The 10,631-nt window shown below is 72.3% G+C and carries 9 protein-coding genes; 4 read left to right on the top strand and 5 right to left on the bottom strand.

The genetic code is table 11. From position 1 onward, the window contains the following. Nucleotides 1-1,156: DMT family transporter (locus tag SSNG_RS28815; protein WP_241695141.1), on the bottom strand; the 1,156-nt coding region annotated here is incomplete at its 3' end. A 178-nt stretch (nucleotides 1,157-1,334) separates the two neighbouring features. On the opposite strand from SSNG_RS28815, the gene SSNG_RS28810 reads away from it, so the two are divergent. After that, complete coding sequence (locus tag SSNG_RS28810) at nucleotides 1,335-1,931, top strand: Lrp/AsnC family transcriptional regulator (RefSeq protein WP_007267457.1); 597 nt, start codon at nucleotides 1,335-1,337, stop codon at nucleotides 1,929-1,931. 61 nt (nucleotides 1,932-1,992) lie between these two features. On the opposite strand, the gene SSNG_RS28805 is transcribed toward SSNG_RS28810, so the two are convergent. From SSNG_RS28805 to SSNG_RS28795, 3 genes are all read right to left on the bottom strand, one after another. After that, nucleotides 1,993-2,508, bottom strand: a complete 516-nt coding sequence (locus SSNG_RS28805) for an O-acetyl-ADP-ribose deacetylase (protein ID WP_007267456.1) — start codon at nucleotides 2,506-2,508, stop codon at nucleotides 1,993-1,995. Beyond that, nucleotides 2,508-3,926, bottom strand: a complete 1,419-nt coding sequence (locus SSNG_RS28800; protein ID WP_007267455.1) for an NAD(P)/FAD-dependent oxidoreductase — start codon at nucleotides 3,924-3,926, stop codon at nucleotides 2,508-2,510. Before SSNG_RS28800 ends, SSNG_RS28805 begins: the two co-directional genes overlap by 1 nt. Nucleotides 3,927-4,006: 80 nt before the next feature. After that, a complete protein-coding gene (locus tag SSNG_RS28795; RefSeq protein ID WP_007267454.1) occupies nucleotides 4,007-4,831 on the bottom strand; it encodes an inositol monophosphatase in 825 nt (274 codons plus the stop codon). 128 nt (nucleotides 4,832-4,959) lie between these two features. On the opposite strand from SSNG_RS28795, the gene SSNG_RS28790 reads away from it, so the two are divergent. The 3 genes from SSNG_RS28790 to SSNG_RS28780 all read left to right on the top strand — a co-directional run bounded on the left by SSNG_RS28790 (nucleotide 4,960) and on the right by SSNG_RS28780 (nucleotide 9,076). Continuing rightward, nucleotides 4,960-6,033: a S1C family serine protease gene (locus SSNG_RS28790; protein ID WP_128637560.1), complete on the top strand. Its 1,074-nt coding sequence runs from the start codon at nucleotides 4,960-4,962 to the stop codon at nucleotides 6,031-6,033. A 216-nt stretch (nucleotides 6,034-6,249) separates the two neighbouring features. Continuing rightward, a complete protein-coding gene (locus SSNG_RS28785) occupies nucleotides 6,250-7,296 on the top strand; it encodes a M4 family metallopeptidase (protein WP_128637210.1) in 1,047 nt (348 codons plus the stop codon). A 205-nt stretch (nucleotides 7,297-7,501) separates the two neighbouring features. Then, nucleotides 7,502-9,076: a M4 family metallopeptidase gene (locus SSNG_RS28780; protein WP_042804280.1), complete on the top strand. Its 1,575-nt coding sequence runs from the start codon at nucleotides 7,502-7,504 to the stop codon at nucleotides 9,074-9,076. Here the strand turns inward: SSNG_RS28780 and SSNG_RS28775 are convergent. Then, nucleotides 9,069-10,529 carry a glycosyltransferase gene (locus SSNG_RS28775; protein ID WP_050779765.1) on the bottom strand — a complete coding sequence of 487 codons (1,461 nt, stop codon included), beginning with the start codon at nucleotides 10,527-10,529 and terminating at the stop codon, nucleotides 9,069-9,071. The genes SSNG_RS28780 and SSNG_RS28775 overlap by 8 nt on opposite strands. Nucleotides 10,530-10,631 lie beyond the last annotated feature (102 nt).

The raw sequence follows: 10,631 nt of genomic DNA, 5'->3' as shown, positions 1-10,631 counted from the left end.
ATATATATATATATATATATATATATATATATATATATATATATATATACATATATATATACATATATACATATATATATATATATATATATATATATATATATATATATATATATATATATATATATATATATATATATATATATATATATATATATACATAAAGAGCTGGTGCGGGACGGGCGGGTGCGGGACGGGCGGGGGTGCGGCGGCGGTTGGCGAGCACGACGCCGGCGGTGATCAGCGGTACGCCGACCAGCACGGCCGGGGTCGGGGACTCGCCGAGGACGGGGACGGCGAGGAGGACGACGGCGACGGGGCTGAGGCTGCCGACGACGGAGCTGCGCTCGGCGCCGAGGCTGCGGATGGCGTAGGCGTAGAGCAGTCCGGCGCACAGCCCGACCCCGAGGCCCTGCACCACGAGGAACGTGGCGATGTCGCCGCCCGTGGCGTGCGCGAGGCCCGTCGGGAGCGCCCCGGTCAGGACCAGCAGCCCGATCACGGCGAAGGAGGGCAGGCACAGCAGCCCGATCGACCCGACGGGGTCGAGGTCGACGTCCCGCAGCCCGACCGTGTACAGGGCCCACAGTCCGCTGGCGACCAGGAGGGTGCCGGCGCCCTCCAGGACGTCGGCGTCGACGGGCACGACGTAGCGCCAGACGAGGGCGGCCACCCCGGCCGCGATCAGCGCGAGCCCGGCGACCTGCGTGCCCTTCGGCAGTCCGTGCCCGCGGGCGGCCATCAGCGCGGCGACGAAGAGCGGGACCATGCCGGGGACGATGGAGCCGACGAAGGCGGCCGAGGTCAAGGATCCGCCGTGCATGGCGGCGAGGAAGAACGGCACCCCCGCCCCGCAGACGATCTTGAGTGCGGTGCCCGGCTTCACGGCGGCGATGCGGCGCCGGCGCCGCCACAGGGCCGGCGCCAGGACGAGCAGCGGAACGCCGAAGCGCAGCAGGGCCGCGTCGGCGGGCAGGAGGCTGGAGGCGCTCAGGCCCCGGGCGCTGAGGGCGAAGCCCGCCCAGATCGCCACGGTCACCAGCAGCGCGGCCATGCCGCGGGCCTGGGATGACGGTCCGCGCCGGGCGGGGTTGCCGGCCGGCGGAACCGCCGTGTCGTGAGGCGCGGCCGCGCCGGTGGTGTTGGTCGCGACCAAGGGATCTGCTCCAGCCTGTGAGAGCGGGCCGGTCCGGCCCGTTCGCGGGCAACGTTAGGGCTTTTGCCGGGGCAGCCGATTGCCAGTTCTGCCGCTCGGACATACGTTTGGGGCAGGATCTGCCAAGAAACGGCGGAGAAGCCCCCCGGAACGCCCGGGAAAGCCCTCGGGAGCAGTCGTGGACGCGGTCGACCTGCAGATCATCCGGGAGTTGCAGGCCGACGGCCGGCTCTCCAACCAGGACCTGGCGGACCGGGTCCGCCTCTCCCCCTCCCCGTGCCTGCGTCGGGTCCGCCGGCTGGAGGAGGCGGGGCTGATCCGCGGCTACACGGCCGTGGTGGACCAGGTGTCCTTCGGGCTCCCGATCACCGTCTTCGTACGCATCCGCCTCGAACGGCACACGGCGGAGGCGGTCGCCCTCTTCGAGGAGCACGTCGCGGTGATCGAGCACATCCAGGACTGCTACCTGATGGCGGGCAGCAGCGACTACCTGCTCCGGGTGGTCATCGAGGACCTGGAGGCGTACGAGTCCCTCGTGCGCCACCGCATCCACGCCATCCCGGGCATCGCGTCGATCGAGTCGAGCTTCGCGTACGGCAGCGTCGAGGAGCACGTCGCGGTGATCGAGCACATCCAGGACTGCTACCTGATGGCGGGCAGCAGCGACTACCTGCTCCGGGTGGTCATCGAGGACCTGGAGGCGTACGAGTCCCTCGTGCGCCACCGCATCCACGCCATCCCGGGCATCGCGTCGATCGAGTCGAGCTTCGCGTAGAGCACGCACCAGACGCCGCGGGGCCGCCCTCCGGGCGACGCCGGGAGTTTGACGACAGACCCTAGGCCTGTCCCAGGACCCTCTCGAAGACCGCGTGGGCGGCGGCGTCGAAGAGGACGAAGCGGACCTCCTCCACCGAGGTGCGGGCGGCCCGGACGGTCTCGATCGCGATGCGGGCGCCGTCGTCCATGGGCCAGCCGTAGATGCCGGTGGAGATCGCCGGGAAGGCGACCGTGCGCGCCCCCAGTTCGTCGGCCACGCGCAGGGACTCGCGGTAGCAGGACGCGAGGAGGTGCGAGCGGTCCTCCTCGCGCGACCAGACGGGGCCGACGGTGTGGATGACGTGGTCGGCGGCCAGCCGGCCGGCCGTGGTGGCGACGGCCCGGCCGGTCGGGAGGCCCTTGCCGTAGTGGGAGCGGCGCAGGTCCTCGCAGGCGGCGAGGATCTCGGGGCCGCCGCGGCGGTGGATGGCGCCGTCCACTCCCCCGCCGCCGAGCAGGGAGGAGTTGGCGGCGTTGACGATCGCGTCGGCCTTCTCGGCCGTGATGTCGCCCTGGACGAGGGTGATGCGCACCATCAGTTCGCCTTTCGCAGGTGGCGCCAGACCGCCTTGGCCGCGTTGTGGCCGGACATGCCGTGGACGCCCGGGCCCGGCGGGGTGGCCGAGGAGCAGAGGAACACCGCGGGGTGGGCGGTGGTGTAGGGGGACAGGGTGAGCTTGGGCCGGAGCAGGAGCTGGAGGCCCGCGGCGGCGCCGCAGGCGATGTCCCCGCCGACGTAGTTCGGGTTGCGGGCGGCGAGCTGCGGCGGGCCGGCCGTGGCGCGGGCCAGGACCAGGTCCCGGAAGCCGGGGGCGAAGCGCTCCAGCTGCCGTTCGACGGCGTCGGTGAGGTCGCCGTCCCAGCCGGCGGGGACGTGCCCGTACGCCCAGAAGACGTGCTTGCCCTCCGGTGCCCGGCCGGGGTCGACGAGGCTGGGCTGGGCGGTGATCAGGAACGGGTTGCGGGGGGCGCGGCCACTGGTCGCCAGCTGGAGGGCGGCGTCGATGTCCCGGCTGCCGGGGCCGATCTGGACGGTGCCGGCCCGGCGGGGGGCCTCGGCGGTCCAGGGGACGGGGCCGTCCAGGGCGTAGTCCAGCTTGAAGGCGGCGGCACCGTAGCGGTATCCGTCGTAGGCGCGGCCGAGGCGGGCGATGCGGGCCAGGGCGGTCGGCGAGGTGTCGAAGACGTACGCGCGGGCCGGGGGCAGGTCGTCGAGCCGCTTGACCTCGAAGCCGGTGTGGACGGTGCCGCCGAGGTCGGCCAGGTAGCCGGCGAGGGCGTCGGAGACGGACTGCGAGCCGCCGCGCGGCATCGGCCAGCCGCCGGCGTGCGCGGCGAGCGCGAAGACCAGTCCGACGGCGCCGGTGGCGATCCCGTTCAGCGGGGCGATGACGTGTGCGACGAGCCCGGCGAACAGGGCGCGGGCGCGGTCGTCGCGGAAACGGCGCATCAGCCAGCTGGACGGCGGCAGTCCGGTGAGGCCGAAGCGTGCCAGGGTGACGGGGTCGCGGGGCAGGGCGGTGCCGGGCAGGGACATGAAGTCCCGGGCGAGGGTGTCCCATCGGCCGAGGAACGGCTCCACGAGCCGCCGGTACGCGCCCGCGTCGCGGGGCCCGAGCGAGGCCGCCGTCTCCGCCACGGAACGGGAGAGCACGGCGGCCGTGCCGTCGTCGAAGGGGTGCGCCATGGGCAGCGGGGCGTGCAGCCACTCCAGCCCGTACCGCTTCAGCGGCATCGTCTTGAACACCGGCGAGCCGGCGCCGAGCGGGTGCACCGCGGAGCAGGGGTCGTGGCGGAAGCCGGGGAGGGTCAGCTCCTCGGTGCGGGCGCCGCCGCCGATCGCGTCGGCGGCCTCGAAAACGGCCACCGAGTGCCCCCGGCGGGCCAGTTCGACCGCGGCCGTCAGCCCGTTGGGCCCCGCCCCCACCACGACTGCGTCGAGAATCGACGGCACTGACAACAGCTCCTTCGTCCGGCGACGGCCACTGGCCCCAGCCCTAGGGGTGTCCCGTCCACACCCGCCCTCTGCCGCGGTCACGCGCCCCGGAGCAGGTCGCGGACGCGGATCGCGGTGGCCTCGTCGCGGCCGACGGCGAACGGGAGGGCGTTGTCGCGGTCCACGCGGAAGGGGACGCCCTCGACGGTGCTCTGCGCGCCGCCCGCCTCGGCGACCAGCAGCAGTCCGGCCGCGTGGTCCCACGCGGAGGGCCAGGTGAAGGCCAGCGCGTCCATCTCGCCGCGCGCCACCTTCAGGTACTCCAGGCCCGCCGAGCCGCACGGCCGGGCGGCGATGCCGGGCACGTCGAGCCGGGCGAGGCCGCGCCGGTCCTCCTCGGAGGTGTACAGCGGGTGGGCGGTCGCCACGCGCAGCTCGGCGCCGGGCTCGGGCGAACCGCTGTGGATCCGGCGGCCGTTGACGTACGCGCCCTGCCCCCGCACGGCGGTGGACATCTCCTCCAGGGCCGGGGCGAAGGTCCAGGAGGCGAGGATCTCGCCGCGCTGGGCGAGCGCCACCAGGGTGCAGAAGCCGGGTTCGCCGTTCACGAACTGCCGGGTGCCGTCGACCGGGTCGACGATCCACACGGGGGCGTCGCCGCGCAGCGCCGCGTAGACGTTGGGGTCGGCGTGCACGGCCTCCTCGCCGACCACGGCGGAGCCGGGCAGCAGCCGGGTCAGGGAGGCGGTGAGGTGTTCCTCGGCCTTCCGGTCGGCGACGGTCACGAGGTCGTGCGGGCCGCTCTTCTGGTCCACCTCGTGCTCGGCGAGCTGCCGGAACCGCGGCATGATCTCGACCGCCGCGGCCTTGCGGACGGCTTCTTCCACCTCGGGCAGGCCATGGGCCAGGAACTCATCGATCATGCCGCCATCACATCACGGCGGCCCGCCGATCCCCACCGCCCGGGCGGGCGCGCGGCCGGCAGGACACCGCCCCGGTGCGGGTCTAGCCTGGAAAGGGGCCGTCCGTGCGGGAGAAAGGCGGCGAACTCATGAGAGGACGGGCCAGGGGCGCCGTGGCGGTGGCCACGATGGTGGTGCTGACGGTCGGCAGCGGTGGGGTGGCGTTCGCCGACGACCTGTCACCCAAGGAAATCTACGAACGGGCCGCGCCGTCCACGGTGCACGTGATCGGGACCTACGGGTCCGGCACCGGGGTCGTCTACGACGCGGACAAGGGGCTCATCGTCACCAACGCGCACGTGGTGCAGGGTGAACCCTCCCTGCGGGTCGCCGTCGAGGACCGGGCGCCCGTGGCCGCCCGCCTGCTGGGCATCGACCCGTGCGAGGACCTCGCCGTGCTGACCTTCTCGCATTCCCAACCGGACCTCAAGGAGGCCAAGTTCGGCGACAGCAAGGACGTCGCGTTCGCCGACAACGTCACCGCCCTGGGCTATCCCGAATCGATCGAGGCGCAGGGCGCGCAGAAGCCGGTGTTCACCACCGGCGCCGTGCAGAACCCGGACGTCAAGGACTCCGCCCCGGACGCCACCCTGCCGCGCTATCCCTCGACCATCCAGCACTCGGCGACCATCAACCCGGGCAACTCCGGCGGGCCGCTGCTCAACGGCAAGGCCGAGGTGGTCGGGATCAACACGCTGTCCCACCAAGGGGGAGGGACGCAGGGGCAGTTCTACGCGATCAGCAGCGACCACGTCCGGCCGCTGCTCGACCAGCTGGCCGCCGGCGACAGGAAGAACGACCCCGGCTGGCAGCTGGTGGACCTGAAGAACCCGAACCTGGCCGACTACTTCACCGAGGAGTACGCCGCCAAGGTGACGCAGACGCAGAAGGCGCTGAAGGACGTCGACGGCATGATGGTCGTGTACACCATGACCAACTCCCCCGCCTACAAGGCCAAGCTGGGCGGCGGCGACGTGATCACCGCCATGAAGGACACTCCCGTCGCCTCGCTCGCGGAGGTCTGCGACGTCCTGCAGTCCGCCTCCCCCGGCGAGACGGTGCCCGTTGAGGGGGTCTACTCCCCCGTCAACGCCGACGGCAAGGAGATGAAGTCCGGCGAGACCTGGAGCACCGACCTCGTCATCGGCAAGGACAAGCAGTAGGACTCCGCGGGCGGCCCGTTCGTCCGAGCAGATCCCGAGGGACCCGGCACAGCCGGGTCCCTCGGTGCTGCGGGGGCGCGGGAGCGGGGATGCGGGAGCGGGGACGACAGGTGCTTCCGGGGCCTGGTCAAAGGCGCTGCGGGTGGGCAATGATCGCGTCCGCACCACGCGACCGCGTTTTCTCCCGTACTCCGCGCCCCCCCCAGGAGGATGTCCATGCCCCGCACGCCCCGCGGACTGCTCGCGACGGCCACCGCCGCCGTGGCACTGCTCGGCCTCGCCGTCCCCGCCTCTGCCACCGCGCCCCGGCCGGCCGGCGGCGCCCTCCCCCAGGGCCGCCTCTTCATGGTCAACCCGGTGCAGTCCTCCGGCGACCAGACGCTGACCGACGCCAAGGACTCCGCCGCGGCGATACCCGCCTCGGCCTACGCCACCGCGGCCCTGCGCAACCTCGACTCCAGTGGGGGCCTTTCGGGCAGATGGGCGTCCGTGCGGTCGGAGACCGGGGCGTCGGCGTCGGTCGCGGACGCCGCGCGCTACGACCGCTCCGACGACCAGTTCGAGCAGGTCATGGCGTACTTCTGGGTCAACGAGGCGCAGGAGTACCTCCAGGGCCTCGGGTTCGGCAGTGAGCTGCCCGGCGCCAACGACCGGGTCCAGCCGGTCCGCATCAACCAGTGGGGCGCCGACAACTCCTTCTTCACCGACAAGAAGGCCGAGATCCGCTTCGGCAAGGGCGGTGTCGACGACGCCGAGGACGCCGAGGTCATCGTCCACGAGTACGGGCACGCCGTGCACCACGCGCAGGTGCCCGGCTTCGGCAGCTCCCCGGAGGCCGGGGCGATCGGCGAGGCCTTCGGCGACTACCTGGCGGTGGAGGTCGGCGACCACGCCGCGACCGCGTACGGCTGGCCCCGTGCGGCGGACCGGGCGTGCGTCGCCGACTGGGACTCGGTCCCCTACAGCCCCGCCCCGCACTGCCTGCGCCGCATCGACGGGACGAAGGTCTACGAGGACCGGGTCGGCGAGGTCCACGCCGACGGCGAGATCTGGTCGCGCGCCCTCTTCGACATCCGCGGCGCCCTCGGTGCCAGGACCGCCGACCGCATCATCGTGAACGCCCAGTTCCGCTTCGCCCCGGACACCGGCTTCCGGGAGGCGGCGCTGGCCACGATCGACACCGCGCGGAGCATGTACGGCCAGAGCGCCGCGGACGCCGTCACGGCGGCGTTCAAGTCCCGTCGGATTCCCGGCATCCAGTAGGCCCGGCCCCGATCCGGCCACCGGCGCCCGCCCCTTCCCGGGCGGGCGCCGGAATGCGCCGGTTTCGTCCGGCCAGCGGACAAGGATCTCCGGTCTTCGGATAACAGCAGGTCAAATAATTGTTGCGTACCTGTCATTGAGGGTCCGTTCTCTGGCAATCTCCCCGGCGTCCCCCACGACACCAGGAGAGCGAGTGACCCACCCCATGTCCTCCACCCCCACCTCCCGCAACCGCGCCCGGATGCTGCGCACCGCCGCCGTGGTCGCCTCCGCGGCCATGGTCGCCGTCGCCGCCCAGAGCGGCGCCGCCAGCGCGGCGGCCGAACGCGAGGCCGGCGCCACCGCCCTGACGCTGTCCTCCGCCGCCCGTACGCAGGCGATATCCGCCGCGCAGGGCGAGGCGGCCGGCACCGCCCGCGCCATCGGCCTGTCCGACCAGGAGCGCCTCGTCGCACGCGACGTGGTCAAGGACGCCGACGGCACCGTGCACACCCGCTACGAACGCACCTACGCCGGACTGCCCGTCCTCGGCGGCGATCTGATCGTCCACCAGAAGAAGGACGGCAGCCGCAAGACCACCAAGGGCACCGAGGCCCGGATCGCCCCGACCGCCGCCCGCGGCCTGGTTCCCGCCCCGGCCGGCGCCCGCCAGGTCGTGTGGGCCGCCACCGGCAACCCGGTCTTCGCCTACGAGGCCGTCGTCACCGGCACCCAGCCCGACGGCACCCCCAGCGAGCGCCACGTCATCACCGACGCCGCGACGGGCGCCGAGCTGTACGCGTACGAGGCCATCGACACCGGGACCGGCACCAGCGGCTACTCCGGCACCGTCCCCCTCGCCACCACGCAGAGCGGGTCCGCGTACAGCCTGGCCGACGCGCTGCGCGGCGGCCACAAGACGTACGACCTGAACGGCGCCACCTCCACCGCGACCGGCACCCTCTTCACCGACGCCGACGACGCGTGGGGCAACGGCACCCCGGCCGACCGCCAGACCGCCGCCGTCGACGCCCACTACGGCGCCGCCGTCACCTGGGACTTCTACAAGAGCGAGTTCGGCCGCAACGGCATCGCCGGCGACGGCAAGGCCGCGTACTCCCGCGTCCACTACGGCAACGCCTACGTCAACGCGTTCTGGTCCGACAGCTGCTTCTGCATGACCTACGGCGACGGCGCGAACAACCAGAAGCCGCTCACCTCCCTGGACGTCGCCGGCCACGAGATGAGCCACGGCCTGACCGCCGCCACCGCCAAGCTGAACTACAGCCGCGAGTCGGGCGGCCTCAACGAGGCCACCAGCGACATCCTCGGCACCTCCGTGGAGTTCTTCGCCAACAACGCGGCCGACCCCGGCGACTACCTCATCGGCGAGAAGATCGACATCCGCGGCAACGGCACCCCGCTGCGCTACATGGACAAGCCCAGCAAGGACGGCGCCTCCGCCGACTACTGGTCGAAGAACGTGGGCCGGCTCGACGTCCACAACTCCTCCGGAGTGGCCAACCACTTCTTCTACCTGCTCTCCGAGGGCAGCGGCGCCAAGACGGTCAACGGGGTGTCCTACGACTCCCCGACCTACGACGGCTCCACCGTCACCGGGATCGGCCGCACCAAGGCGTACAAGATCTGGTACAAGGCGCTCTCCACCTACATGACCTCGACGACCGACTACGCGGGGGCGCGCACCGCGACCCTGAAGGCGACGGCCGACCTCTACGGCGCCTCCGGCACCGAGTACCAGCAGGTGGCGGCCGCCTGGAAGGCCGTCAACGTCAACTGACACCGGTCCCGTGCGGGGTCTTCTCCCAGCTGAACCGGGAGAAGACCAGCTGGTGCACGGCCCGCCAGGCCGCGAACCACCACAGCACCGAGCAGAGCGGCGTGAGGAGCGCGTGCCACGGGGCCCCGAGGCCCGCGCGCCTCGCCGCGGTGAAGGTGATGGCGGTCCAGGCGAGGGCCGCCACCGCCTGCGCGGCCACGGACGGCAGCAGCAGGCCGGCTCCGGCGGGCGACCAGGACAGACCGCAGAGGCCGATCAGGGTCAGGGCGGCCAGAAGCGGCTGGACGAAGGAAGTCACCGGGGCGCCCGCGACGATGCCGAGCAGGGTGAGCAGGCCCCGGCCGCCGAACCGGCTCACGGTCCGGCGGGGCCGGCGGGTGTGCACGACCGTCGTCAGCAGGAACCCCTTGAACCACCGGGTGCGCTGGCGGACGTAGGGGCGGACGGCACCGAGGGCCTCCTCCCAGGTGACCGACCCGATGGTCTCGGTGCGGTGGCCCATGGCGGCGCACCGCATGCCGAGGTCGGCGTCCTCGGTGACGTTCCAGGCGTCCCAGCCGCCGACGGCGCGCAGGGTGGCGGTGCGGAAGTGGTTGCTGGTGCCGCCGAGCGGGACCGGCATCCCCAGCCGTACCAGGCCGGGCAGCGCCAGGGTGAAGCGCAGGGCGTACTCCATGGCGAACTGCCTGGTCAGCCAGTTCCCCGCCGCGTTGTGGAAGAGCAGCTGCGCCTGTACGCAGGCCAGGTCCGCGCCGCGCGCGGCGAACCGGGCCGCGACGCGGCGCAGTTGGCCGGGGTCGGGGCGGTCCTCGGCGTCGAAGACCACCAGGAGTTCGCCGCGGGCCAGCAGCAGGCCGAGGTTCACCGAGCGGGGCTTGGTCTGCGGCGGCCCCGGTGGGAGGCGGACGAGGCGGACGAACGGCGGTCGCCCTGCGGCCGGCACGGCCCGGGCGGTGCCGGGGTCGTGGCGTTCCACCAGGACCAGTACCTCCAGCCGGTCCGGCGGGTAGTCCAGCTCGGCCAGGTGCCGGACGAGGCCGCCGATCACCCCGGCCTCCCGGTAGGCGGGGACCAGCACCGTGTAGAACGGCAGCTCCGCGTCCGGCAGCGGCACGTCGTCCGCGCCCGCGAGGGGGCCGCCGCTGCCCAGGCCCGTCAGCATGAGGACCACGTGCAGCAGGCTGTAGGCCGTCACGATCGCGGTGAGCAGCGCGAGTACGGCCATCGGTGCGAACGCCAGCCCGGCCAGGGCGGCGACGGCGGCGACGGCCAGGGCCGCGAGCTGCCAGCGGGCGAAGCCGGACTTCGCCGCGAACTCCGGGTGCGTACGGCCGAACCCGTCGGCCATGAGGTCGGCCACCGCCGCCGCGCGTTCCTCCAGGATCCGGTCCTGTTCCTGCGCTCCGGCCCGTGCCAGTTCCCCGGCCACGTCCGTGCCGGCGGTCTCCGTCATGCCGCCCCTCCCCCTCGTCCGCCTCCGCATGCCGCTTCGATGATCGTCCGTGCCGGCCCGGGGCCGGGGGCCGGGGTCCCGGCGGCGGTCGTCAGCGCCGCG

It is taken from the genome of Streptomyces sp. C (assembly GCF_000158895.1).
Lineage (GTDB): Bacteria > Actinomycetota > Actinomycetes > Streptomycetales > Streptomycetaceae > Streptomyces > Streptomyces racemochromogenes.
Note: the sequence above shows the minus strand (reverse complement) of the source record. Positions and strands in the feature narration are given on the sequence as shown.

Coding starts and splice junctions, on each gene's coding strand:
- SSNG_RS28780 (WP_042804280.1), top strand. CDS start 7,502: ATGTCCTCCACCCCCACCTCCCGCAACCGCGCCCGGATGCTGCGCACC.
- SSNG_RS28795 (WP_007267454.1), bottom strand. CDS start 4,831: ATGATCGATGAGTTCCTGGCCCATGGCCTGCCCGAGGTGGAAGAAGCC.
- SSNG_RS28805 (WP_007267456.1), bottom strand. CDS start 2,508: ATGGTGCGCATCACCCTCGTCCAGGGCGACATCACGGCCGAGAAGGCC.
- SSNG_RS28790 (WP_128637560.1), top strand. CDS start 4,960: ATGAGAGGACGGGCCAGGGGCGCCGTGGCGGTGGCCACGATGGTGGTG.
- SSNG_RS28785 (WP_128637210.1), top strand. CDS start 6,250: ATGCCCCGCACGCCCCGCGGACTGCTCGCGACGGCCACCGCCGCCGTG.
- SSNG_RS28775 (WP_050779765.1), bottom strand. CDS start 10,529: ATGACGGAGACCGCCGGCACGGACGTGGCCGGGGAACTGGCACGGGCC.